Here is a 23,739-nt window from a genome sequence, read left to right as displayed (position 1 = left end):
CAAGAGGTGCTTCTGGGTGCCCATTCAGAGAACTGCTGATGACATCTGATCCGTTTTCGCTCATTTTAGTGCTTGTTGTCGTTGCGATGATGCCGTTTCTGGCTATTGTCGCCACGTCCTTCATCAAGCTGTCGGTTGTGTTGCTGCTGGTGCGCAATGCGATGGGTGTTCAGCAGATTCCACCTAATATGGCTCTGAATGCGCTGGCAATTATTTTGTCTGGCTACATCATGTTGCCCGTTTTCCTCCAGACCTTTGAGATTGTCGAGAACGGCAATTTTTCCATGACGACTGTGGAGGAAATGAAAACGGCCTTTATTGCGTCCAAAGGACCTTTTGAGGAGTTCCTTGGCAAACATGCAGATGCAAAGGAAAAGGCGTTCTTTTTGGAGGCTTCGCGTCAGCTTTGGCCTGCGGAAATCTCCGAACTCATGACCGAAAACAGCATCGCGATCCTGTTGCCAGCCTATACAGTTTCTCAGCTTCGAGAAGCCTTTGAAATTGGCTTCCTGCTGTACTTACCGTTCCTTGCCATTGACCTTGTGGTCTCCAATATTTTGCTGGCTATGGGCATGATGATGGTGTCGCCGCTTACGATTTCGTTGCCATTCAAGTTGTTCTTGTTTGTCGCGGTGGATGGCTGGTCGCGTCTGATCCTCGGTCTCATCAAGACTTACGTTTAACCGGAAACAGAAAGGAGGCACATGATGTCACCAGAAGATGCCGTCTTTCGCATTTCCGAGGCCATGATGCTGGTCATGATGCTCTCACTGCCGCCGATCATTGTTGCCTCGTTGGTTGGCCTTGCCGTTTCGCTGATTCAGGCTCTGACGCAGATGCAAGAGCAGACGATTCAGTTTGGTGTCAAACTGATAGCGGTGGCCATTACGCTCTTCCTTATGTCCAGCTACTTGGGGTCGCAAACGATTGGTTTCACTCAGGCATTGTTTGACGACTTCCCGACATTGGTCAGGTAGCGTTTATGGATCTGGTTGCGGATATAACAAGCACACATCGTGATTCTTTTCTGGTTTTGCTGCTGACGTTTCCGCGCATTTTTGCGGTGTTTGCAACATCTCAGTTGTTCAACACGACACTCATGTCCAAAACGGCCCGCAATGTTGTGGTGATGGTCATTGCAATCCCGCTGTATCCGGTCAATCTGCAGTATGTTGATGGCTTCTCACCAGATGGGCCAACCTTTGTGGCTTACTTTTTCAAAGAATATGCCATTGGTTTCCTGATTGGGTATGTGATTTCCTGCCTACTGTGGGCCGTGCAATCCGCTGGTACATTGATTGATAACCAACGCGGTGCCGCTGTAGCCTCCAGTATCGATCCGATGTTGGGGAATGAGAGTTCTCCAATCGGGGACCTGTTCTCTCGCGGATTTATTCTTTATCTCTTTTTGACGCCCGGGTTCTTCTTCATTTTGAACCTCGTTTACGACTCCTATGTAATCTTTCCGGTCACCAAATTTATTCCCGTTCTTTCTCCAGATTTCCCGGAATTGATCCTGTCGATTTTCGACAACGCTATGCGGTTGATGTTCATCATGGCTGCGCCTCTGGTTATTTTGATGTTCCTTGCGGAATTCGCGCTCGCAATTATCAGCCGTTTTGACCCGCAAATTCAGGTGTTCATTCTGGCAATGCCGATCAAAAGTGGCGTGGCGGTTGTTTTGCTCACGTTCTATCTGTCGTTCCTGTTGCCGGAAGCAGCCACGCACCAGATTGAACTGAAGCAGTTTACTGATAAGATATTCGAGGTCTTCCAGAACGGCGAGCAGATCTATCAGGACAGGCGCGGGGAGATTGGCCCATGAGTGGTGAGACCTCAGGTGAAAAGACCGAACTGCCCACCCCCAAACGAGAGCGAGAGTCTCGGGAAAAAGGGCAGGTGGCGAAGAGTACAGAAGTTACAACAACGATCTCGTTGTTCTCTGTTATTTCCTACCTGTGGTTTTCTTGGGATCGAAACTTCTCCAAGCTTGTTGCTTTGATGGATGACATGGCCGGGTTGGCTGCGCGTCCTGATTTCTCCTCCTCTGGCGGAGAGGGGATTTATGGTGTTTTTTGGGCTTTTATGGATATTGTGGTGCCGCTGATTGGTGTTGCAATTGCTGCCGGAATTTTTGGTAATTTTGTGCAATTTGGGTTTTTGTGGGCAGTCGACAGCATCATGCCTAAGCTCAGTAAAATCAGCATAGCGGAAGGGTTTAAGCGCATCTTCTCCATGAAGCAGGTGGTGCAGGTGCTTAAGTCCATGCTTAAGATCGTGCTGCTGAGTACGATGCTTTACTTCGTGGTGAAGCATTCAATAGGGGCTTATATCAACTCGCTTGCCTGCGGTATTCCTTGCATCGCAAACATCAGCGGTGGGATCATGAAGCTGATCCTCTCCATATCGTTTCTGGCGTTTGTCGGAGTCGCAATTCTTGATTTCATGTTTCAAAAGCATACCCACATCAAGAGCCTTAAGATGACGAAGGATGAGGTGAAGCGGGAACACAAAGAGTCTGAGGGCAGTCCTGAGATCAAAAGCCAACGTAAGCGTGTGTCTCAGGAAATCCTCATGAGCGATAACCTTGAGAACACTCGTAAAGCCAGTGCTGTAGTGGTGAACCCGACCCACTATGCGGTTGCGATTTCCTATCGCCCTGACGAGGTTGCTGTGCCTTTGGTGGTTGCGAAAGGACTGGACCTGACAGCCATGAAAATGCGCGCCGAGGCGGAAGGCGCGGGTGTTCCTGTGTTTGCAAACGTCAAGCTTGCCCGAATGCTCTATGCAGAAGTGGATATTGAGGAACTCATTCCGCAGGATCTCTTCAGCGCAGTTGCGGAGATCCTGGTCTGGATCGATCAGAACAAAGACAAACTTTACAACGGTCCTTTGGAGCGCGGTGTGATTGACCTTGAGCATGAGAAGAAGAGCAAGGGTGAGGGATAGTTATTGGTGAGTGAACGTGTCTTAGACAGAAATGGGTTTTGGTGCCGCCGGTTACAGTCCTGACTTGATCAGACTGAGTATCTTCACAGCTTTCACAAAATGGTCGAGTTCATGCGTTTTGATCCACCATTCGGCAGCTTCCATCAGAAGTTCAGGATCGTCATTCTTGTTGGCGAAAAACGCATAGAATGAAAGACCGACTGTTTCGCCTTTTTTTGCGATTTTCTCATCACAAATGGCGATTGCTTTTTGTCTCAAACTTAATCTCATAGCATCTCTCTCCCCGGCGAAACTCTTCATGTCAATTTCGAAATGATTCCTCGCCTCGCGCGGCTCCGACAGGAGCAACGCGGGGTTAAGCTGATATGGCAACATTACTCTGGATAGAGATCAACTGGTCTCTGGGTGCCCGTCGTACTGCTTCGCATTGTCACCGATTTCGTACCATGAAGGTTTTTCTGCTACAAACTCATGAAACTGGTTCTTCAGAGTAATTTCTCCGTCGAGGGTATTTGCAGCAATTGGAAAGCTGTCTTCTTCTGATAATATCTCGCCGAGTGAACTGCCACAATTCTTGCAGAAGCATCTCCCGTATTTATAAGGGGAAGTCGGTTTGAAAAGTTGGACGAGTTCCTGACCTTGAACCCACTTGAGGTCCTCTTTCTTGACAAATACGATCGTACTTGCACCAGCCTTGCGGCACCTTGAACAATGACAGGTTCCAATCATTGAGGGTTCAGATTTTAGTTGGAATTTAACAGCCCCACAGCAACAACTCCCGTTAATCATCAAATACTTCTCCCAATTTTTACGTGATTCTATAGATGAGAACAATACAAGAACATAATCGCAGAGGCAATGCTAAATTCGGACTCTAAGCGGTAATTCTCCATCGTACGGAAAAGGCCTGAAAAGAGCTGAATGTGATGTTTCCAGTTGACTATTTTTGTTGGTCTTACTCGGTACATTCCTTGAAAATTTATTCCCCTTCATCAAAACAGCCTTATCTTCAGACATGTGCTCACGATACGGGCCTCTGGTGGACCGTCCATCAGGGCGTTGTGGGCCGGGCAGGGCTGCTGAGAGGGAGTAACGTATCTTCACAGCTGGTCCGGTGAAGCGAACCTCAGGCGCGACCGCATGGTCTGAGGGGTGGGGACCAACCTGTTTGGCGTTCAGCGGTGACAGTTAACTGCTCTTAATGGTTGACTGTCATGACAGACATGACTGCTCTTGGTAGTTAGCTGTCATTTCAGGAAACTGACCATCGCGTCTTACAGGATAAGGTCGAGTGCTTCATAGTAAAATGCCTGGGCAAGGTGACCAGTTGTTGCCGAAGACTTAATTTAACACTTAGCGCAGGCAATGCCTGTACGCCTTGCCACTCCCGTTACTCGGGGTTTCTGCTTCCACACTGCCGGACTGTCCGTGCGGTGTTAAATGTGTATTTTGTAGAAATTGGTAAGAAACAACCCCCGTTAATCATAGTAAATACGAGATTTATTCCCGGTACTTGATGTTACCTATCGATGATATTCCGATATATATGTGTATTTAGAATGACAGGTTTCTCTAGCGTAGATAACTAATCTGGAATTCTGAGACGTTAGTGTTGCAGATATTAGAAATATCTTATTGCGGTGTCTTATCGTCAGAATTTCACGTCTATTTAACGGAAACATTCGAGAATTACTTGAGTAACCTCTCGGAGGCTAGAATGGGTATCGATAAGGATAAGTGGATAGGTGAGGTTTTAAAGTGCCTCGGTGTGAATCCTGTGCCCCTTGAGGAAGCCAGCTCATTAGTACTGGAGCCGGGTCAAGATCAGGTACAGGCCAGTGGTCAGGATCCGGTGCAAACCGGTGATCCTGAGCAAGTGGAGCCTATGGCATATGATCTGAGTAGCAATGATGAGCCAGTCCCAGATTTCATTCTGCCGGAGGACGGTAGCTTAAAAGCCGCGGCGGACGTTATGGCGATTGCTGAACGGGAGGTTGGTAGCGGTGACGGGGAAATCAAGTTTACTGGTTTTAGTTCTTGCATTGGTATTGTTGTGAGAGAAAATAACAAGGTTAGGGGGGTGCACCTCGCCGTGGTCAAACCAGATGGTAACCCTTTTAACAAGGAGGATGCCGCGAAGGTTTTAGCCTCGTTAGGCACTTACACTGAAGCGTTTATTGTTGGCCAGATCGGAGTTTGGACAAACCCGGCAAACCTCGTCTCGGACGCCTATAAGGTTCTGGAGGATGGGGTGCAATCCGGCATCTCTGAGGGCGGCATATACAATGCCTACGAACTTGGCCAAGGTGTTTATGGTGCTGAAATCGATCCTGAAGACAGCAACCTTGTTCCTACATTTTAGGATACAAGTGGAACCCGAATTCCCGAAGTTGGGGCTTCTAATTATGGTTGTTCGGGTTCCACCTGAAACTGCCCGGGCAAGTGGGCAGGCTTTGCGACGGCTCGGGGGTTAGGCTGGTAGGGTACCAACCTTGCCGCGCAAACTGATTTTTTCCAAAGGCTGAATATTCGCGTTTGCAGATAGTTCCTGGAATGAGAGAACAGCGAGATCTGAGTAATCGCGCTCAATAACTTTCCGGAAGAAGCGTCGGATATCCATAGGCACCAAAATAACTGGAGCGATGCCGTTGTGGGCGATGTTGTCTCCAATTGCATTCCGCATAACTGAAATTAACTGCCGGTGTGTGTCTGGAGACAAGGCGAGATAGGATGCGCCGCTTGTTTGACGGATGGCTCCGCGCACCTCATCCTCAATGTCTTTATCGATAAGATAGGCCGGGATAATGTGCTGACCCGCCGAGTATTTGTGGGTGATGTAGCGGCTCAACGCCATGCGGATATGTTCCGTCAGCATTAGAGGATCTTTTTCCTTTTGGCCCCATTCCACAACAGCTTGCAGAATTGTACGCATATCGCGAATGGAGATGTCTTCGCGCACCAGTCGCTTCAAAACATCGGCCAGTGAGATGAGCGGAACAGCGCGGTTTACCTCGCGCACGAGTTCATCAAAATCACCTTCCATGTGCTTAAGCAGGAACATGCATTCCTGAATGCCGAGGAACTCAGCTGCGTGTTGTTTTAGGACATGTGCGAGATGCAAACTGAGCATACCGGTGAGCGTAAGGGTCTGAATGCCAGCGCGGGAGGCTTGATCGAAGTGTTTGTTTTGGACCCAGAATGACGGCGTGTTCGGAAGGAAGCTATCACCCTCTTCATAAGGGATATTGAACATCGCGAGGTTGGGCGGGGTTTCCCGCGCAATGAAGTAACCAGAACGAGCAGCGCCACGGGCGACAGGAACCTCGTTGACCAGAATACGGTATTCGCCCTCCGGTAGGCCTTCGTTCAATCGCAGCTTGATACCGGGGAAGGGGACGCCCAAGTCAAAGTAGAGCGCTTTGCGCACTTTTGCGACTTCCCGGTCCAACTTCTTGGGGTTGAGAGTAGACCTGACCGAGGACGAAATATCGACAATGAGTGGGACCGTGATGGTGATCGCAAGGTCTTGAGCGGCTTCCACCTCAGTGCCCATGTCTTCATCAGGCATCATCTGCGCCTGACCATTGGGCGCAATTGCTGGTGCAAACGCTGAGAGCTCTTGTGATCCTTTTCTCTCGTGCTGGGTTTTGGTTTTACGCATTGTATTGAAACCGATGGAACCAAAAATAGCAGCCAGTACGAGGAAAATTACGGTGGGAAAACCGGGGATGAGAGCAAATCCGATCATGATTGCGGAGGCAATCATGAGGGCCTTGGGTTCTGAATTTAGCTGCCTGGCAATGTCAGTACCAAGATCAGAAGACTCTTCAGTGGCGACACGCGTCACCATGAAACCGGCCGTGATGGAGATGAACAGTGCCGGGATCTGAGCAACCAGACCGTCACCGATGGTCAGGATGGTGTACCGATCCAACGCATCAAAAGCGGTCATGCCGTGCTGGGTCGTTCCGATAATGACACCGCCGATGATGTTTACGGCGGTGATGATGAGGCCCGCGATGGCATCACCCTTCACGAATTTCATCGCGCCATCCATGGACCCATAAAGCTGGCTTTCCTTTTCCAGCTTGGAACGGCGGCGTTTGGCCTCGTCTAGTTCGATCTGACCGGCCCGCATATCGGAATCGATGGACATCTGCTTTCCGGGCATTGCATCCAATGAGAAGCGGGCGGATACTTCGGCAACACGTTCGGAACCCTTTGTAATCACAAGGAAGTTCACGATGGTTAGAATGAGGAAGATAACGATACCAACCACAAGGTTGCCTTGAACCACGAAGTTTCCAAAGGTATCGATAATTTCACCGGCGTCGGCTTTCAGCAGGATAAGACGGGTGGTGGTGATGGAAAGTGAAAGGCGAAATAGAGTGGTCAGCAGCAAGATGGAAGGAAACGCGGAGAGGGCGACGACATCTTTCAAATAGAGCGCTGACATGAGCAGAATCGCAGCAAGGCTCAGGTTGATAGCAATCAAAGTGTCTACGAGGATCGTTGGCAACGGCAGGATCATCATAAACACGATAGCTATCAAGAGAAACGCCAGAATGACGTCGTTCCTCTGTGATATCATATGAAAGATTTTTTGCACGTCCCGCTCCTAGGTTCAGCCTGCTCTGGCTTCAGGCAAATTCACCTCTGCTTCTAGCAATAGGGAAAAGCCACAGGTGTGCCGCAGCAAACACTTGTGTAAAAATTTACAGGATGATTGCAGGTTATCCCTATTGGGATTGCCCCATCAGGCTGGCAAAATGATTTCGTGTGGTGTGTTGCTTAGCGCCATCTGGGGACCGGTGTTGGTGTCGATCATGTCCGTCAGGTTGCTGGCCTCGGAGAGGAACTCATTCAGTGAGGTGTAGAGTTTGTTCCTGTCTAGATTGTTGGTGTCCTCGGTTTTGACGAGGACAAGGGCCCCGTTTTTCTCAATAAGGCCAACACGGTAGTTGTCTTTACCCTGCTGTTTGCCAGAGTAGCGCAGTGCTTTGAGGTAAGTATCCTGACGGGTACTTGCAGCTGGTGTAGAGAGAATAGTTGAGATGTGCAGGAGGCCGTTGTTCTCATCGCTTTCGAGGATGATCAGGAAATCCTCAACCAGAATTGTCCAGGTTTTCGCATCAGCGTATTCTGATATTTCCAGGGCCTCCAGAAGCGGTCCTACCTCAATCATCAAATCATGAATGATTTTGAAATCGTTCATTCGGCTATCCCTAACTCTACTGATTTGTCTGGGATATTCTGTAGGGGAGCTCTCTATTGGTGTTGTGCTGTTTGTTACAAGATCTGCTGTGACGCAAGTGTTTTTGCAATCTGCATACAGAATTCTCCTAGCCACAAAACAGTTTAGCTGGCTCCTAGCGTTTTATTTGATGAAGTAAGGAGAACCTTCTTAAGTCACTATGTGGAATTGTATTTTGCTTATTGCTTGACAATAACCAGTGTTGAACATCTGATGAGGTAAATAAAAATATAATCTAAAATTGATTTTGGGAGGAATCATTATGACTAAAGGTATTTTTGCGAAGATTAGTATTTCAACACTGTTGCTTGCTAGTAGTCTTCTCTCTGCGGAAGCTGAAACTGTGAAGGTTGGGTATATTGATCCTCTTTCCGGTCCATTTGGCAGTACTGGAGATGCTGGATTAAAGCACTTCCGTTATGCTGCCAAGGAAATCAATGCTGCTGGTGGTATGGGCGGCATGCAGGTGGAAGTCTTTGCTTTTGATAATAAAATCAATCCCAAGGAGAGTCTTGTTCAGCTCCAGAAGGCGATTGATCAGGGCGTTCGTTTCATCGCGCAGGGGAATGGGTCGAGTGTTGCGAATGCTTTGACGGATGCAATTGCCAAGCACAACAAGCGTAATCCGGGTGAAGAAGTCCTTTTCCTAAACTATGCTGCGGTTGATCCGGCTCTGACCAACAAAAAATGTAACTACTGGCACTTCCGTTTTGATGCCAATGTAGACATGAAAATGGCGGGTCTGACTGATTGGCTTCGAGGCCAGAAAGATATCAAGACTGCGTATATTCTGGCGCAGGATTATTCCTTTGGACGGGCGTTTACTGCTGCTGCTAAGTCTATGATTACGGAGAAACGTCCCGATATGAAAATTGTCGGTGCAGAGCTTCATCCTATTGGTAGGGTTAAAGATTTTACACCTTATGTGCAGAAGATGATGAGTGCGAAAGCGGATGTTGTCCTCACCGGGAACTGGGGCACAGACATGACGCTTTTGGTGAAGGCGGCCAATGCGTCCGGTCATAATGTTCCATACCTGACGTTTTATGGCGGTGGCCTTGGTGCGCCGACTGCTATGGGCAAAAGTGCTGTTGGACTGGTGAAACAGATCACCGAGTTCCATGAAAATATTGAAGCTTCCGAAAAGCAGATGGCGCGGGTTGAGGATTTTGAGCAAACCAATAATCTTGATTACTATTATGAGCGTGTTTTCACGACCATGAATATGCTGGATAAAGCTATCGATGCGGTTGGTTCGATGGATATCATCAAGATCGCGGGTGAGCTGGAAGGCATGACTTATGAAACGCCTTACGGGGAAGTAACCATGCGGGCAGAAGATCACCAGCTGATGCAACCGCTTTATATCTCTACACTTTCTGAGGGTGTGGCACGTGATGTCGAGAATACCGGCTTCGGGTTCAAGACAGATATCACCATTCCGGCGGCTGCGACTGTAATGCCGACAACATGCCGGATGCGCCGTCCGTCCTAATTGACTCATCTGATCTTTGGTGCGCTTGGGCAATTGTGCCTGAGCGTACCTTCTTCTCTTGAGGGGTGTTATGGAGACGGTTGTATTTGCACTGCTGAACGGGCTCATTTATGGCCTGATGCTCTTTATGCTGTCCAGCGGATTGACGTTGATTTTCAGCATGATGGGCGTTTTGAACATGGCTCATGCAAGCTTTTATATGCTTGGAGCCTACTTTGCTTTTACGCTTGGACAGCACACCGGGTTCTGGTTTGCGTTGTTTTTGGCACCGATTTGCGTTGGAGTGGCCGGAGCATGCGTTGAAAAGTGGGGTTTACGCAGAATCCACGCACGTGGGCATGTGGCCGAGTTGCTTTTCACATTTGGCCTTGCCTATGTGGTCGAAGAGCTCGTGAAGATCATCTGGGGTAAATTTGCTGTTCCCTACGAGATTCCGAAGGAGTTGAATTTTTCACTCTTCGAACTTTTTGGCTCGCAATACCCGGCCTACCGGATTTTCATGCTGGCTGTTTCCATCGCGATGCTGGTTGGACTTTGGTACCTTTTGAAACGGACGCGTATCGGGTTGATCATTCAGGCTTCACTTACGCATCCGCATATGGTGTCCCATCTGGGGCATAACGTTCCGCGCATCTTCATGCTTGTGTTTGCTGCTGGCTGTGCGCTGGCTGGGCTGGCTGGCGTAATCGGCGGCAATTATCTGGTGACCGAACCGTCTATGGCGTTTTCCATTGGTCCGATTGTGTTTGTGGTTGTGGTTGTTGGGGGCATGGGCAGTTTGGAAGGGGCATTTATTGCCAGTCTGCTGATCGGCTTCTTACAGACCTTCGCAATTTCCATTGATGCCAGTTTTGCGGAAATTTTCTCGTTTGCCGGATTGAGTGCGGACGGAGACCTTGGACGTATCACAATCGCATCACTGGCTCCAATGTTGCCATTCATGCTGCTGGTGTTGATGTTGATGCTGCGACCGCGCGGCCTGATGGGGGAGCGTGAGTTTTGACCGATACCAGTATTGTTCGGTTGCCGGATCTGGCACCGAGTTCTCAGTTTAAATTTGCAACGCGGATTTTGCCGCTGTTGCTGATGGCTTTGCTGCTTTTGGCAATCCCTTTGTTTGAGCCATCCAGAACATCGCTCTCTTTGTTCAATGCCATTGGAATCAATATGGTATTTGCGCTGTCCTACAATATGTTGCTAGGGCAGGCGGGGATGCTTTCGTTTGGCCATGCTGTTTATTTTGGCCTTGGCGGATACGCAGCCATGCACGCTATGAACTGGATCGAGAATGCCAGTTATGATGGCGGAGTTTGGGCCGCGTTTCCCATGTTTGCGCTTCCACTGGTTGGGTTTGCTGGTGGGGCGATGGCAGGGGCTGTGATTGGCTGGCCGTCTTGCAGGCGGGCAGGTGTGCCGTTTGCTATGATCTCGCTTGGTATTGCAGAGCTGATTGCCGCGGCTGGGTTTATGTTCATCGGCTTGTTTGGCGGTGAGGAAGGGATCACTGGCGACCGTATGAACGGTATTGAAGCCTTTGGTCTTTCGCTTGGGCCGCTTGGCGAAGTCTACTGGTTTATTGCGTTCTGGGCGTTTGCCGGTACTGCTATGATGTTTGCCTTTACCCGTACGCCACTGGGTAAGATGGCGCAAGCGGTGCGAGACAACCCAGAACGGGTTCAGTTCGTTGGCTATAATCCTAACAAGGTGCGTTATCTGGTGTTCATTGCCGCAGGTGGTTTTGCCGGGCTTGCGGGCGGTATGTCTGCGGTGAACTATGAGATCTTTACACCTGAGAGCCTGAGTGTTGTTCCCTCTGGTCTTGTGTTGTTGATGGCGTTTATTGGCGGTGCGCGGTACTTTGCCGGCCCTATTCTCGGCGCTGTGGTTCTGACGTTTATGCAGTCCAATCTTTCAGATTACTCTGAGGCATGGCTGCTTTATCTCGGACTGTTGTTCATTGGTATGATCATGTTCGCGCCCGGTGGTTTGGCAGGGCTTTTGCTCAGTGCTGCTGGTGCTTTTCAGCAGGCTTTATCAATCAAGGGAATGGTGCGAGCTTGCGCTTATCTCACCTGCGGTGTGTTGATGGTTACCGGGTTGATTACGCTGATTGAGCTTGCTGTCCGGCGATCCAACGGGTTTGGTGAGGCGTTTGAACCCTTCGGTTTACATTTATCACCAGATCAGCTGTTGTCCTGGATAATCGGTGGGGTTCTGCTCGCTGTTGGCGTTGGCCTTTTGAACATTTTGCGTAGACAGGGAGGGGTAAGCTAATGAATGCTCCTGCATTACACTTGATGGATGTGCGCAAAAGCTTTGGACCAGCCAAGATTATCGAGGGGGTATCCCTCGAGATCAAACGCGGCGAGCGCCATGCAATCATCGGCCCCAATGGGGCGGGCAAGTCTACCCTGTTCAATCTTATCTCCGGTTTGTTCCCTCCAACCTCAGGCCGTATATCTTTGGGTGGACGGCAAATCTCCGGTCTTAAACCACATGAGATCAACCGGCTGGGGTTATCTCGTAGTTTTCAGGTCTCCAATATCTTTGCCAATATGTCAGTTCGCGAGAATGTGCGGTGCGGGGTGCTGTGGTCTCTTGGGTATGGGCACAGTTTTTGGCGCAATATTGGCAACCTGAAGGAGGTTCAACGCAAAACAGCAGAGGTGCTGGAAAAGGTTGGGTTGATTGAAAAGGCCGATGTACCTGCTGTGCTGCTGACCTATGCAGACCAACGCACGCTGGAAATTGCGATTACCATTGCTGGTGGTGCTGATGTGATTTTGCTGGATGAACCAACAGCAGGCATGAGCCACTCTGAAACGGCGAGGGCCATTGAGTTGATTGAGATGGCAACGGAAGGCAAAACCCTGTTGATTGTGGAGCATGACATGGGCGTGGTGTTTGGCTTGTCCGATCGGATCTCGGTTCTTGTCTACGGGGAGATCATTGCCACTGGGACGCCTGAGGAAATTCGCGGTGATGCGCGAGTGCGAGAAGCTTATCTGGGTGATGAAGCGGACTTTGCGGAGGAGACAGCATGAACGGGGCCATTGCAAATGAAATGCTGAAAATCCGGGATTTGCATGCCTTTTACGGGAAAAGCCATGTTCTGCGCGGGGTCACTATGGATGTGCCTAAGGGCAGTGTGACAGCACTGCTTGGCAGGAACGGTGTCGGGCGGTCTACCACTGCCAAGGCGATTATGGGCGAGGTCGCGCCTAAGGGCGATATCTGGTTTAAGGGAGAGCGTATTTCCGGGTTGCCGAGCCATGCCATTGCACGGTTGGGCCTTGGGTATGTGCCTGAAAACCGGGATGTGTTCCCCATGATGAGTGTCCGGGACAATCTGTTGCTTGGTATCAAGGATATGCGCAGACCGGGTAAGTGGACCATTGAGCAGATGCTGGAGATGTTCCCCAATCTCAAATCTCGTGCAGATACACCTGCTGGCGTGCTTTCAGGGGGTGAAAAGCAGATGCTTACCATCTGCCGGACGCTGATGGGAGACCCTGACCTCATCATCATTGATGAACCCACGGAAGGACTAGCGCCTAAGATCGTGACACAGGTTGGTGAGTTGATTGCCGAGGTTGCGCGGGCTGGTGTTTCCATTTTGCTGGTGGAGCAAAAGCTTTCCATTGCGCTGAAGATCGCGCAGCAGGTCTATGTGATGGGGCATGGTGAGATTGTCTACCACGGCACGCCAGAAGAGTTTCGTGGGCGTGAGGACATCCGCCGGGAATGGCTGGAGGTTTAGCAGTCTAGTGCGTTTTACCTTGGAGAAGGTGTGGTGCGCGCATCGGTAGTGTTCCGCGCACCACGCCATTTATGCTATTTAAACGGGACTGAATGATATTTCGCAGGCACTCTGCTTGGGGTTGATGGGGCTTTGACGTTGACGGGTAGTGAAGAGAAAGACCGGCGATTTGCAACAACGCTGGCACGCGGGCTGCAAGTGCTGAGAGCGTTTCGTGCCTCTGATGACGGGCTTGGAAATCAGGAAATTTCCATAAGGACGGGTATTCCCAAATCCACAGTCTCTCGTTTGACCTTCACACTACATCAGCTTGGATACCTGAGCCATGCGCGGCGGCATGATCGTTATCGTTTTGGTCCTGCAGCTCTGGCGCTGGGCAACATCGCAAGCGCCTCGGTCTCCTTTATCGAGACTGCCAATCCTATGATGCAGCAACTTGCGGATGAAACCGGAACGCTTACTCTGCTGGCGGTGCTGGATGAGAGCAAGATGTTGCTCACCAAAACATGGCGACCTCAAGGGGCTCCTGCCATTTGGTTGGAGGTGGGGCACCGTATTTCTGTTGCTGGTTCATCTTCGGGTCATGCCTATCTGGCAAGCGTGAATGATAGTGAGTTTGCACGGGTCTGTGACAAGGTGCGGGCACGAGATGAGAGCGTCTTGGTTGAGGATTTGGAACACGCCCGGCATTCCGGTTACTCTCAGTTGCTATCCCATGGTTTTGTGATGGTGGATGAAGACAGGCGCTATGCGGAGAACATAAACGCGGTGTCTACGGGTTTTCGGTCTCATGATTTTGGAGAGCCTGTGGCGATCAGCTGTGGTGCAACGCCGGAAATACTGAGCTATGAGCGTATGCGAAATGAAGTCGGCCCAAAACTGAGAGATCGAGTGAAAGAGCTGGAACGGGCGCTGGGGCTCTCTTCCGTGCTAATCAACCGGGGGTAAGCCTCTCTCTTACGGACAATTGACGTTTGAAGCCGCCTTGGATGCAGGGCGGTTTTATTTTGTTTAATTCCGCATATTAGAATTAAGAATTGCATATTGAAAAATACGTGAAACTTGGTAGTTTTAATGCAACCTATGAGTGGGCAGGGGGACTACGTTTGTTGAGTCCTCACAAAATTGCGGCGTCGGGAGGCTGTGTAGTCTGAAGACTGCCTTGCTCATACCATTGATTTAGAAAAGATTTTGGGAGGCTTGTAGTATGCGTGAAGCAGTGATTGTAGCGACGGCACGGACGCCGATTGGGAAAGCATTTCGGGGTGCGTTTAACGCCACGCATGGCGCGACACTTGGGGCACATGCAGTTTCTGCTGCTGTTGCACGGTCCGGTATCGATCCCAACCTTCTGGAAGATTGTATTGTTGGTTGTGGTTTTCCAGAGGCCTCAACAGGGGCAAATGTCGCCCGGCAGATTGCAGTGCGGTCTGGTTTGCCAACGAATACTGCTGGCACAACCGTGACCCGCTTTTGTGCCTCCGGTCTTCAATCAGTTGCCATGGCGAGCCATTCTATCGTTCAGGATGGGGCAGCAGCAATCGTTGCGGCGGGTGTTGAATCTATCTCCCTGACCCCAGATAGCAGAGGTCGCTGGCGGGAAAACTGGATCGATGAGAACAAGCCAGCCATCTACATGCCGATGATCGAGACGGCGGATATTGTGGCGGGGCGCTACGGCGTATCCCGTGATGCGCAGGATGAATTTGCTTTGCGGAGCCAGCAACGTATTGCGGCTGGTCAGCAGATGGGCATCTTTGAAGACGAGATTGTGCCGATGTCCGTCACCATGAACGTGAAGGACAAAGAGACGGGCGAGATTAGCCAGCGTGAGGTCACCATCACCAAAGATGAGTGTAATCGCCCGGCAACGACCATAGACGGACTTACCGGTTTGGCACCCGTGCGCGGGGAAGAGCATTACATCACCGCAGGCAATGCCTCTCAGCTGTCGGATGGGGCTTCAGCGCTTGTACTGATGGAGGCGAAGGACGCTGCAAGGGCCGGACTTGAGCCGCTGGGCGCGTTCAAAGGATTTGCTGTTGCAGGGTGTGAGCCGGATGAAATGGGCATTGGCCCTGTGTTTGCCGTGCCGCGTTTGTTGGAGCGGGCAGGCCTGAAGGTGCAAGACATCGACTTATGGGAGCTCAATGAGGCGTTTGCGTCTCAAGCGCTTTACTGCCGTGATCGTCTGGGGATTGACCCTGAGAAATACAACGTCAATGGCGGTTCCATTGCGATTGGTCACCCCTATGGCATGACTGGGTCGCGTCTGGCCGGGCATATTTTGCTGGAAGGCAAACGCCGCGGCGCGAAAAACGCTGTGGTGACTATGTGTGTTGGTGGCGGCATGGGTGCTGCTGGCCTCTTCGAGATTTTCTAAGACATTTGGAAACAGCAGGAGGGTGCCGGTATGGACCTCAATTACTCTGCAGAGGAACTGGCTTTTCGTGATGATGTGCGCCTGTTCCTAAAAGAAAACCTATCGCCTGCGCTGGCTGAGAAGGTGCGGCTTGGGCAGCGCCTTTCAAAGGCGGATCATGAGGATTGGCACGCCACGCTGCACAAGCGCGGTTGGTTGGCGATCAACTGGCCTGAGGCGCATGGCGGAACTGGCTGGAATGCCGTTTACCGCAATATCTTTGAGGAAGAGCTGTGCCTTGCTCATGCGCCGCGTACGATGCCGTTCGGGCTTTCCATGCTGGCACCTGTGCTTTTTGCGTTCGGAAGCAAAGCACAGCAGGACCATTTTCTGCCGCGTATTCTGGATGGCACTGACTGGTGGTGTCAGGGCTATTCCGAGCCGCAAGCTGGATCTGACCTTGCCTCCTTAAAAACGCGGGCGGTGCGGGACGGTGATCATTACATCGTCAACGGCCAGAAAACGTGGACCACGCTTGGTCAGTTTGCGGACTGGATCTTCTGCCTTGTGCGCACCGATGTTGAGGTGAAGGCACAGGAAGGGATTTCGTTCCTGCTGATTGATATGAATACGCCCGGTGTGACCGTCCGGCCTATTACGCTGATTGATGGTGGGCAGGAAGTGAATGAGGTGTTCTTTGATGATGTCAAAGTCCCTGCTGGCAACCTCGTTGGCGAAGAAAACAAAGGGTGGACCTACGCCAAGTATCTGCTGACCCATGAGCGCACCAATATCGCGGGTGTTGGTTCTTCAGCCGCTGGGCTGGTGCATTTGAAGGATATCTGCCGCAAGCAAACATCCGGCGGCAAACCCCTCATTGAGAATCCGTATTTTGCGGGGCGGATCGCGCAGATCGAGATTGATTTGATGGCGATGGCGACCACGAACCTGCGTATGATCACCAAAGCTGCAGCAGGACAAGCGCCGGGAGCGGAAAGCTCGATGTTGAAGATCAAAGGGACCGAGATCCGGCAGGCGATCAATGATCTGACCCGGCGTGCTGTGGGGCGCTATGCCATGCCGTTTGTTTCTGAAGCGTTGGAGAGTGGAGCAAACAGCGCAAGCGTTGGGCCGGAGTATGCTGCTTCTGTCAGCCCGGATTACTTCAACAACCGCAAGCTTTCGATCTTTGGCGGATCTAATGAGATCCAACGCAATATCATCAGCAAAGCTATTCTCGGTCTTTAGGAGCGCCTCATGGATTTCAATCATAGTGAAGAACGGCGGATGCTTCAGGAGACGCTGAGTCGTTATCTATCAGACACTTACAGCGCTGAGCAGCGAGCAGAGATCATTGCCAGTGATCTCGGGTACTCCGCTAAGGTGTGGAGTGATTTTGCTGAATTGGGCGTCATTGGTGCCATGTTCAGCGTGGACAATGGCGGCTTTGGTGGCGGCGGGTTTGATATCGCCGTTGTGTTTGAGGAGCTGGGCCGTGTTGCTTGCGTCGAGCCGTTGATGGCTTGCGGTGTTATGGCTGGGCAGTTGCTGAGCACGCTTGGAACTGAGGCGCAAAAGGCTCTTATAGACGAAATGATCGGCGGCGGTCTCAAGGTGGTGCCAGCACTGGAAGAACCGCAGAGCCGGTATGATCTGGACAATGTGGAGACCAGTGCAGACCAGATTGAGGGTGGCTATCGTCTCAATGGGACAAAATCCGTGGTGATTGGCGGACCGAGTGCGGACAAACTCATCGTGAGTGCCCGCTCTGTTGAAGGTGTTCTGCTGTTCCTTGTTGATGCCATTAGTACCGGTGTTGAGCGGTTCTCCTATCCCAATATGGATGGTTATCAGGCTGCTGATATTGCGCTGGTGAATGTTGAGGTGTCCTCCTCTGCTCAGCTTGGTGCGGTTGAAGAGGTGTTGCCAGCGCTGGAGGCCATGCGTGCTGCCGGTGTGGTGGCGCTGTGTGCTGAGGCTCTTGGTGCGATGGAAAGCGCGAAGGAGCTGACTGTTGAGTATCTTCGGGTGCGGACGCAGTTTGGGCGGCCACTGGGCAAGTTTCAAGCTTTGCAGCACCGTATGGCTTCAATCCTTGTTGAGATCGAACAGGCACGTTCAGCGCTTATCAACGTGGCTGGCCATCTTTCTGCTAAACGTGATGTGCGTGAAATGCATGTGAGTGCAGCAAAGAACCTGATTGGCCGTGTGGCTCAATTGGTGTGTGAAGAGTGCATTCAGATGCATGGTGGTATCGGCATGACAGAGGAGTATGCGTTGTCGCACTTTGCCAAGCGGTTGATGATGATTGACCACCAACTGGGCGATGTTGATTATCATCTGGAGCGGTTTGTTGGCTTTATGCAGCAAGATGCGAGCGAGGCGCACGGCTCGTGAACACATCTTCACTTGTGGATCTGCAGCGTCAGGGAGATCGGTTGGTTGTTACCAACTGCAACCGGTCTCGCCGCAATGCTTTGTCTCCAGATTATTATGAGGGGCTGCACCGCGCGCTTGACCTTGCTGATGAGGATGACGGTATTCGCTGTGTGATCCTTACAGGTGAGGGCGGTTATTTCTGTGCCGGTGGTGATCTCAATTCATTGGTTAAGCGCCGTGAGGTGACGATTTCCGAGCGGAAGAATAACATTGAGAAGCTTCATGATCTGGTGAGGCGGATAAGGTCTTGCTCCAAACCGGTGATTGCGGCGGTTGGCGGCGGGGCTGCCGGTGCCGGGGTGTCCTTAGCTTTGGCTTGTGATTTGATTGTAGCGGATCGGGATGCTCAGTTTATGCTGGCCTATGTGAAGGTGGGGCTTGTGCCTGATGGCGGGGCAATAGCTTCTCTTGCACAGCTCATTCCTCGCCAGTTAATGAGTGAGATGTGTTTGCTAGGTCAGCCTGTTGGGGCGGAACGGCTCTATCATTTGGGCGTGGTGAATGTGCTTGCTGATGCAGACAGTGCTTTTGCGCAAGCGTGTTTGTTGGCGGACCGCATCGGGAATGGTCCCCGCCAAGCGCAAGGGCATATCAAGCGGATGGTAGAGGCAGCAGGTTCCAACAGCTTTTGTAAGCAGATGGATTTGGAGCGCGATACGATGGCAAAGGTTTTGGGCGGGGATGAAGCTCAGGAAGGGATCAATGCTTTTCTTGAACGGCGCCAGCCTTGCTACTGATGGAACAGAGCTTTGAAGCAGGGAATGACCTGCCTCAAGGCAAAGTAAGCCCGTTATCTGTCTTGCGATTTGAGCTGAGGGCATTGTTCATGCCTGCGGCTGCGTATTGTATGAGGAGGGACTTCAGCGCGGCAATGCTTGAGCTGTGTTGTTCGTCTGCCATAGCCTCGACGCGCCATCTGGATGTGCAAAGCGCAATCATGGAGGAGATGGAGAAGACGAAGGTGGCGGAGACAGTTTTTAAGTCAGCTTCCGGATAGAGCATCGCAATTTTTGCGAGGAATATTTTTGCGGCTGGATCAAAGCAGGCCTCTGAAATTGCTCTCCATCTTTCCTCTGCTGATACCATGGCCACAAGACGAGCATAGGCCAGCCAGTGCGGTCCTCCGTTTTCGGCCTTTTCCAGATAAGGATAGAAGAAACACTCAAGCACGGCCTCTACTGTGATCTGGTCGCCCGAGGTTTCCAGTTGCTCAAGCGCCGAGAGGCGGAGCTGGGAGAGTTCGGCTGCACGGCGTTCAACGGCTTTGAAGAACAGGTCCTCCTTGGAGCCGTAGTGATGGTTCACCAATCCCAGCTTTACATCAGCGCGTTTTGCTATGTCTCTGATGGACGCAGCGTCATATCCGCGAAAGGCAAAAAGGTACTCCGCAGCGTCAAGAATCTTTTGGCGCGTCTCCAATGAGCTCTTTGAAGGAGCCCTTTGTCTTTGTTTTTCCTGCGAAATTTTCTTAATTATAAAAATAACTTGCCTTATTTTGTACGACTGTTCAATCTAATTGTACTTCTGAGGGGGAGAGAACAGTGAAAAATACAGAGGAGAAGTTTGCCTTGATCGGGGCGGGGCCGATGGGGCTTGCCACTGCAAAGACACTGATTGAGCAAGGCATTGATTTTCAGGGATTTGAGTTGCACCAGGGCGTAGGTGGGCTTTGGGATATCGACGGACCGAAATCGACCATGTACGAATCTGCGCATCTGATCTCATCGAAGCGAATGACAGAGTTTGCGGATTTTCCGATGGGCAAGGACACTGCTGAATATCCGGGGCATCGTGAGCTCAAAAAGTACTTCCACGACTTTGCGGAGAAGTTTGACCTTAAAAGCCGTTATGTGTTTGGGGCAGAGGTTACCAGCATAGACCCGCTGGGGGAAAGTGGTGAGGGCTGGCGTGTGTGCTGGAGTGATCTGGACGGAGATCATTCTGCCATCTTTGCTGGAGTGCTTATTGCGAACGGGACTTTGTCTGAGCCCAATATGCCGGTGTTTGAGGGCGAGTTTGCTGGTGAGATCATCCATTCCAGCAAATACAAAAGCGCGCGGCAGTTTGCTGATAAGCGGGTGTTGATTGTTGGGGCTGGTAATTCCGGCTGCGATATTGCCGTGGATGCGATTCACCACGGGATACACTGCGATATTTCCATGCGGCGCGGCTATTACTTTGTGCCGAAATACGTTTTCGGTAAACCAGCGGACACGATGGGCGGCGCGGTGAAGTTGCCGTTGTGGTTGAAGCGCAAGGTCGACCAGAAGATCTTGAAGTGGTTTGTCGGGGATCCGCAGAGCTATGGTTTTCCAAAACCAGACTATGCGCTTTATGAGAGCCATCCGGTGGTTAACTCACTCATCCTCTACCATGCGGGACATGGGGATGTGGGCATTCGGGCTGACATCAAAGAGCTGGATGGGCACACGGTTCGCTTTAAAGATGGTGAGGCGCAAGACTATGACCTGATCGTGACGGCGACGGGCTACAAACTGCACTATCCGTTTATCAGGAAGGACTTGCTGAACTGGCAAGAGGATGCGCCGCATCTGTTTTTGAACTGCATGCATCCAGAGCGAGATGATGTGTTTGTGATGGGGATGGTGGAAGCAACGGGCCTTGGTTGGCAAGGGCGACACGAGCAAGCAGAGTTGGTTGCCAGCTATTTGCGGGGACTGCGAGAGGGTAACTCTGCGGCGAAATCCATTCAGGTTGAGAAGGCTAAGGAGTTTGAGCGCGAAACAGGTGGGATGAACTATCTGAAGCTGGCGCGCATGGCTTATTACGTTGACAAAGAAAGCTACCGGTCTGCGGTGACCAAACGATCCAAGGCGTTGAAGAGGGAAATGGCATGAGTGACATTGACCTCATTACGCTTAACTTCAGTGCAGGCTCTTTAACCCTGCTGAATGGCATTTTGGCCGTGGTGATGTTTTCCATCGCGCTGGATTTGTCGCCTGCGGACTTTAAACGGTTGACGCTGGCACCTAAGCCCCTTGTGATTGGGCTGTGCTCGCAGTTTCTAGTGTTGCCAAGCCTTACATTTTTGCTGGTGCTGGCAACGCAGCCGCGCCCTTCCATTGCATTAGGGTTGATATTGGTCGCTGCATGTCCGGGTGGGAATATCTCCAACTTCATCACGCAGCGTGCAGGAGGCAATGCGGCTCTTTCCGTTTCCATGACAGCTTTTGCAACAGTGGGGGCGATTGTTGCGACCCCGTTCAATATCGCGTTTTGGGGTAACTTATATGAGCCGACACGGGCGATCCTTCAGGAGACCCATATAGATAAGCTCTCGGTTGCAATAACCGTGTGTTTTATGCTGGTTCTCCCGCTTTGCCTCGGCATTTTGCTTAATCGATTTAAACCGGGAATGGCTGCTAAAATCCGGCAACCTTTGCGGTTGGCGTCCATGGGCATCTTTATTGGGTTCATCATTCTTACCCTGTTTGCAAACTGGACCTTCTTTTTAAACTATGTGGGGGCTGTTGCTGGCCTTGTGCTGATCCATAACGGTCTGGCTCTTGCTGGTGGCTATGCATTGGCGAGTGTGGCTGGCGTTTCTGCTTATGACAGAAGGGCCATAACCATTGAAACGGGTATTCAGAATTCTGGGCTTGGCCTTATTCTCATCTTTGGGTTTTTCGGCGGGTTGGGCGGTATGTCCGTTGTGGCTGCGTTCTGGGGGATCTGGCATGCGATCAGTGGGTTGGTGCTTGCCAATATCATGGCGCGTAAAGTTGTGAAGGCGCCTGTGGAGGTAACACTATGAGTAAGCTGCTGATTACCGGCGCAGCTGGTGGTGTTGGACAAGCGTTTTTGCGCCAGCTTGAGCACTCTGATTTGCAGGTGGTGGCAACGGATGTGCGTAGACCGGATTTTATGCCCGCCGGGGCCACCTATCAAAAACTGGATGTGACGACAGACAGGGTTTTCTCGCTGATTGCCGAGGAAAAACCCGATGTGATTGTTCATTTAGCTTCCATTGTTACGCCGCCAGCGAATTCTACCCGCGACCTTGAATATCTGGTGGATGTGGAGGGAACAAAGGCTGTTTTGGACGCTTCCATCAGGCACGGTGTAAAGCGGCTTGTGGTGACGTCCTCCGGGGCGGCTTATGGCTATCATGCGGATAACCCTGTGCCACTGCGGGAGGCGGATGCGACCCGTGGAAACCAAGAGTTTGCTTACGCCTATCATAAAAGGCTTGTTGAGGAGATGCTTGCTGATGCGCGTAAGGACGCTCCTCAACTGGAGCAGGTGCTGCTGCGGGTTGGCACAGTGCTTGGGGCTGGGATGGATAACCAGATTACCTCGCTGTTTCATAAAGCGCGGCTGCTTGGGGTTGTTGGCTCGGATAGTCCGTGGGTGTTTATATGGACGCAGGATCTGGCTCGTATTCTGCTGAGGGCGGTGGCTGAGGCTCCTGCTGGCATATACAATGTGGCGGGTGATGGTGCGGTTTCAGTTCATCAACTTGGTGAGATTTTGGGCAAACCCGTGATCAAACTGCCAGCGTGGATGTTGAAGCTGATACTGGGTATTGCGAAGACCCTGAAGCTCTCGCGGTATGGGCCGGAGCAGGTGCGGTTTTTGCAATACCGACCTGTGCTGAGCAATGAGCGGCTGAAAACTGAGTTTGGTTATATTCCTGAAAAAACAAGTGCTGAAGTGTTTGAGCACTGGCGGTTATCGGTGGGGCTTTGATGAAGACGGCTATTATTACTGGTGGTGCTGGTGGGCTGGGGCAAGCGCTGGCTGCACGGTTGCAACGTGAAGGTTGGCATACGGTTCTACTGGATTTGCCGGGGCCAGCTTTGGACGCTTTGCCGACCAATGATAAGCAGAGCGTTTATGCTTGTGATTTGACAAATGGATGTGCTGTTGAGGGTGTTGCCTCGTCAATATTGGCGGCACGAGCGAGCGTTGATCTGGTTATTTATAATGCAGGCATAACGCATATTGGTTTGTTTTCCGAAGCCGATCTTGATGCACATCGAAAGGTGTTTGAGGTCAATTATTTTGCGGCTGTGCAGACGGCGCGTGTGTTTTTGCAAGCGGTCCGTGCCTCGAAGGGCTGCCATTTGGCGATTTCATCAGTGGCAGGGTTTTCTCCGCTGTTTAAACGTACGGCCTATGCTGCCAGTAAACATGCGTTGGAGGGGTTTTTCGGCTCACTTCGATCCGAGGAAAAATTGCATGGCGTACACACATTAATTGCCGCGCCGTCCTTTGTTGCGACCAATATTGGCAGGGCGGAACAGCAGAGGAACGGCCTTGCGCGGCCAGGTTCAGCCAGTGATGGTGTTGACTACATGAGTGCTGAGAAAGCGGCAGAGATTATCTTTGCTGCTTACCTGCGCAAAACAGCTATGAAACCGGTTGGCCGCGTCGCATTTCTAGCGTGGTGGCTCAATCGGGTTTCTCCAAGGCTTTATCAGCGGCTGATGGAGCGTAGTATCAAAGAGGCGTAGTTC

Annotated in this window: 24 protein-coding genes; 19 read left to right on the top strand and 5 right to left on the bottom strand. The window is 51.2% G+C overall.

Features of this window, described 5'->3' with window-relative positions; genetic code table 11:
• The first annotated feature begins 38 nt into the window (after positions 1–38).
• Genes sctR through sctU form a run of 4 tightly spaced genes read left to right on the top strand, consistent with a single transcriptional unit; the run spans position 39 to position 2,949 of the window.
• Positions 39–683 carry a type III secretion system export apparatus subunit SctR gene (gene sctR / locus BLS62_RS14770; RefSeq protein ID WP_093182159.1) on the top strand — a complete coding sequence of 215 codons (645 nt, stop codon included), beginning with the start codon at positions 39–41 and terminating at the stop codon, positions 681–683.
• Between the two features lie 21 nt (positions 684–704).
• A complete protein-coding gene (gene sctS / locus BLS62_RS14765) occupies positions 705–977 on the top strand; it encodes a type III secretion system export apparatus subunit SctS (protein WP_280141843.1) in 273 nt (90 codons plus the stop codon).
• Positions 978–982: 5 nt separating this feature from the next.
• Positions 983–1,825 carry a type III secretion system export apparatus subunit SctT gene (sctT, locus tag BLS62_RS14760; RefSeq protein WP_093182157.1) on the top strand — a complete coding sequence of 281 codons (843 nt, stop codon included), beginning with the start codon at positions 983–985 and terminating at the stop codon, positions 1,823–1,825.
• Positions 1,822–2,949: a type III secretion system export apparatus subunit SctU gene (gene sctU, locus BLS62_RS14755; RefSeq protein WP_093182155.1), complete on the top strand. Its 1,128-nt coding sequence runs from the start codon at positions 1,822–1,824 to the stop codon at positions 2,947–2,949. Before sctT ends, sctU begins: the two co-directional genes overlap by 4 nt.
• A gap of 51 nt (positions 2,950–3,000) precedes the next feature.
• On the opposite strand, the gene BLS62_RS14750 is transcribed toward sctU, so the two are convergent.
• Entirely contained in the window at positions 3,001–3,219 is a 219-nt protein-coding gene (locus tag BLS62_RS14750) for a DUF6500 family protein (RefSeq protein ID WP_093188950.1), read from the bottom strand.
• A 120-nt stretch (positions 3,220–3,339) separates the two neighbouring features.
• The gene (locus BLS62_RS14745) at positions 3,340–3,738 is read right to left on the bottom strand and encodes a GFA family protein (protein WP_093182153.1); all 399 of its coding nucleotides are present in this window, start codon (positions 3,736–3,738) and stop codon (positions 3,340–3,342) included.
• Between the two features lie 928 nt (positions 3,739–4,666).
• Here BLS62_RS14745 and BLS62_RS14740 point away from each other — a divergent pair.
• Entirely contained in the window at positions 4,667–5,311 is a 645-nt protein-coding gene (locus BLS62_RS14740; RefSeq protein WP_093182151.1) for a hypothetical protein, read from the top strand.
• Positions 5,312–5,419: 108 nt separating this feature from the next.
• On the opposite strand, the gene sctV is transcribed toward BLS62_RS14740, so the two are convergent.
• Positions 5,420–7,558 (bottom strand): type III secretion system export apparatus subunit SctV, encoded by a 2,139-nt coding sequence (gene sctV / locus BLS62_RS14735; RefSeq protein WP_280141842.1) that lies wholly within the window; start codon positions 7,556–7,558, stop codon positions 5,420–5,422.
• Between the two features lie 147 nt (positions 7,559–7,705).
• On the bottom strand, positions 7,706–8,164 hold the full coding sequence (locus BLS62_RS14730; protein ID WP_093182145.1) for a type III secretion system chaperone: 459 nt from the start codon (positions 8,162–8,164) through the stop codon (positions 7,706–7,708).
• Positions 8,165–8,465: 301 nt separating this feature from the next.
• Between BLS62_RS14730 and BLS62_RS14725 the strand changes: the two genes are divergently transcribed.
• The 10 genes from BLS62_RS14725 (at position 8,466) to BLS62_RS14680 (ending at position 18,996) form a co-directional block, all read left to right on the top strand.
• Entirely contained in the window at positions 8,466–9,698 is a 1,233-nt protein-coding gene (locus BLS62_RS14725; RefSeq protein ID WP_093182142.1) for a branched-chain amino acid ABC transporter substrate-binding protein, read from the top strand.
• 70 nt (positions 9,699–9,768) lie between these two features.
• Positions 9,769–10,701, top strand: a complete 933-nt coding sequence (locus BLS62_RS14720) for a branched-chain amino acid ABC transporter permease (RefSeq protein ID WP_093182140.1) — start codon at positions 9,769–9,771, stop codon at positions 10,699–10,701.
• Positions 10,698–11,972 (top strand): branched-chain amino acid ABC transporter permease, encoded by a 1,275-nt coding sequence (locus BLS62_RS14715; RefSeq protein ID WP_093182137.1) that lies wholly within the window; start codon positions 10,698–10,700, stop codon positions 11,970–11,972. Before BLS62_RS14720 ends, BLS62_RS14715 begins: the two co-directional genes overlap by 4 nt.
• A complete protein-coding gene (locus tag BLS62_RS14710; protein WP_093182135.1) occupies positions 11,972–12,742 on the top strand; it encodes an ABC transporter ATP-binding protein in 771 nt (256 codons plus the stop codon). Before BLS62_RS14715 ends, BLS62_RS14710 begins: the two co-directional genes overlap by 1 nt.
• Positions 12,743–12,762: 20 nt before the next feature.
• On the top strand, positions 12,763–13,458 hold the full coding sequence (locus tag BLS62_RS14705) for an ABC transporter ATP-binding protein (RefSeq protein WP_093188948.1): 696 nt from the start codon (positions 12,763–12,765) through the stop codon (positions 13,456–13,458).
• A 132-nt stretch (positions 13,459–13,590) separates the two neighbouring features.
• Positions 13,591–14,406 (top strand): IclR family transcriptional regulator, encoded by an 816-nt coding sequence (locus tag BLS62_RS14700; protein WP_244283589.1) that lies wholly within the window; start codon positions 13,591–13,593, stop codon positions 14,404–14,406.
• Between the two features lie 259 nt (positions 14,407–14,665).
• Entirely contained in the window at positions 14,666–15,841 is a 1,176-nt protein-coding gene (locus BLS62_RS14695; protein ID WP_093182130.1) for an acetyl-CoA C-acyltransferase, read from the top strand.
• Between the two features lie 30 nt (positions 15,842–15,871).
• Entirely contained in the window at positions 15,872–17,068 is a 1,197-nt protein-coding gene (locus BLS62_RS14690) for an acyl-CoA dehydrogenase family protein (RefSeq protein ID WP_093182128.1), read from the top strand.
• A 9-nt stretch (positions 17,069–17,077) separates the two neighbouring features.
• Positions 17,078–18,217 carry an acyl-CoA dehydrogenase family protein gene (locus BLS62_RS14685; RefSeq protein WP_093182126.1) on the top strand — a complete coding sequence of 380 codons (1,140 nt, stop codon included), beginning with the start codon at positions 17,078–17,080 and terminating at the stop codon, positions 18,215–18,217.
• Positions 18,214–18,996: an oxepin-CoA hydrolase, alternative type gene (locus BLS62_RS14680; RefSeq protein ID WP_093182124.1), complete on the top strand. Its 783-nt coding sequence runs from the start codon at positions 18,214–18,216 to the stop codon at positions 18,994–18,996. Before BLS62_RS14685 ends, BLS62_RS14680 begins: the two co-directional genes overlap by 4 nt.
• Before the next feature lie 34 nt (positions 18,997–19,030).
• On the opposite strand, the gene BLS62_RS14675 is transcribed toward BLS62_RS14680, so the two are convergent.
• Complete coding sequence (locus BLS62_RS14675; protein ID WP_208990868.1) at positions 19,031–19,678, bottom strand: TetR/AcrR family transcriptional regulator; 648 nt, start codon at positions 19,676–19,678, stop codon at positions 19,031–19,033.
• A gap of 122 nt (positions 19,679–19,800) precedes the next feature.
• On the opposite strand from BLS62_RS14675, the gene BLS62_RS14670 reads away from it, so the two are divergent.
• From BLS62_RS14670 to BLS62_RS14655, 4 genes are read left to right on the top strand one after another with little or no spacing between them, the layout of a single operon-like run.
• On the top strand, positions 19,801–21,117 hold the full coding sequence (locus tag BLS62_RS14670) for a flavin-containing monooxygenase (protein WP_093182117.1): 1,317 nt from the start codon (positions 19,801–19,803) through the stop codon (positions 21,115–21,117).
• A complete protein-coding gene (locus BLS62_RS14665) occupies positions 21,114–22,034 on the top strand; it encodes a bile acid:sodium symporter family protein (RefSeq protein ID WP_093182114.1) in 921 nt (306 codons plus the stop codon). The genes BLS62_RS14670 and BLS62_RS14665 overlap by 4 nt, the downstream gene beginning before the upstream one ends.
• Complete coding sequence (locus tag BLS62_RS14660; RefSeq protein WP_093182111.1) at positions 22,031–22,969, top strand: SDR family oxidoreductase; 939 nt, start codon at positions 22,031–22,033, stop codon at positions 22,967–22,969. Before BLS62_RS14665 ends, BLS62_RS14660 begins: the two co-directional genes overlap by 4 nt.
• Positions 22,969–23,736 carry an SDR family NAD(P)-dependent oxidoreductase gene (locus BLS62_RS14655; RefSeq protein WP_093182107.1) on the top strand — a complete coding sequence of 256 codons (768 nt, stop codon included), beginning with the start codon at positions 22,969–22,971 and terminating at the stop codon, positions 23,734–23,736. The genes BLS62_RS14660 and BLS62_RS14655 overlap by 1 nt, the downstream gene beginning before the upstream one ends.
• Positions 23,737–23,739 lie beyond the last annotated feature (3 nt).

The sequence above is a fragment of the Pseudovibrio sp. Tun.PSC04-5.I4 genome, assembly GCF_900104145.1.
Classification (GTDB): domain Bacteria; phylum Pseudomonadota; class Alphaproteobacteria; order Rhizobiales; family Stappiaceae; genus Pseudovibrio.
This window is presented reverse-complemented; position numbering and strand designations above follow the sequence as displayed.

Bases quoted from the DNA above. Each gene is read 5' to 3' on its own strand.
- sctR (WP_093182159.1), top strand. From the start codon at position 39: ATGACATCTGATCCGTTTTCGCTCATTTTAGTGCTTGTTGTCGTTGCG.
- sctS (WP_280141843.1), top strand. From the start codon at position 705: ATGATGTCACCAGAAGATGCCGTCTTTCGCATTTCCGAGGCCATGATG.
- sctT (WP_093182157.1), top strand. From the start codon at position 983: ATGGATCTGGTTGCGGATATAACAAGCACACATCGTGATTCTTTTCTG.
- sctU (WP_093182155.1), top strand. From the start codon at position 1,822: ATGAGTGGTGAGACCTCAGGTGAAAAGACCGAACTGCCCACCCCCAAA.
- BLS62_RS14750 (WP_093188950.1), bottom strand. From the start codon at position 3,219: ATGAGATTAAGTTTGAGACAAAAAGCAATCGCCATTTGTGATGAGAAA.
- BLS62_RS14745 (WP_093182153.1), bottom strand. From the start codon at position 3,738: ATGATTAACGGGAGTTGTTGCTGTGGGGCTGTTAAATTCCAACTAAAA.
- BLS62_RS14740 (WP_093182151.1), top strand. From the start codon at position 4,667: ATGGGTATCGATAAGGATAAGTGGATAGGTGAGGTTTTAAAGTGCCTC.
- BLS62_RS14730 (WP_093182145.1), bottom strand. From the start codon at position 8,164: ATGAACGATTTCAAAATCATTCATGATTTGATGATTGAGGTAGGACCG.
- BLS62_RS14725 (WP_093182142.1), top strand. From the start codon at position 8,466: ATGACTAAAGGTATTTTTGCGAAGATTAGTATTTCAACACTGTTGCTT.
- BLS62_RS14720 (WP_093182140.1), top strand. From the start codon at position 9,769: ATGGAGACGGTTGTATTTGCACTGCTGAACGGGCTCATTTATGGCCTG.
- BLS62_RS14710 (WP_093182135.1), top strand. From the start codon at position 11,972: ATGAATGCTCCTGCATTACACTTGATGGATGTGCGCAAAAGCTTTGGA.
- BLS62_RS14705 (WP_093188948.1), top strand. From the start codon at position 12,763: ATGCTGAAAATCCGGGATTTGCATGCCTTTTACGGGAAAAGCCATGTT.
- BLS62_RS14695 (WP_093182130.1), top strand. From the start codon at position 14,666: ATGCGTGAAGCAGTGATTGTAGCGACGGCACGGACGCCGATTGGGAAA.
- BLS62_RS14690 (WP_093182128.1), top strand. From the start codon at position 15,872: ATGGACCTCAATTACTCTGCAGAGGAACTGGCTTTTCGTGATGATGTG.
- BLS62_RS14685 (WP_093182126.1), top strand. From the start codon at position 17,078: ATGGATTTCAATCATAGTGAAGAACGGCGGATGCTTCAGGAGACGCTG.
- BLS62_RS14665 (WP_093182114.1), top strand. From the start codon at position 21,114: ATGAGTGACATTGACCTCATTACGCTTAACTTCAGTGCAGGCTCTTTA.
- BLS62_RS14660 (WP_093182111.1), top strand. From the start codon at position 22,031: ATGAGTAAGCTGCTGATTACCGGCGCAGCTGGTGGTGTTGGACAAGCG.
- BLS62_RS14655 (WP_093182107.1), top strand. From the start codon at position 22,969: ATGAAGACGGCTATTATTACTGGTGGTGCTGGTGGGCTGGGGCAAGCG.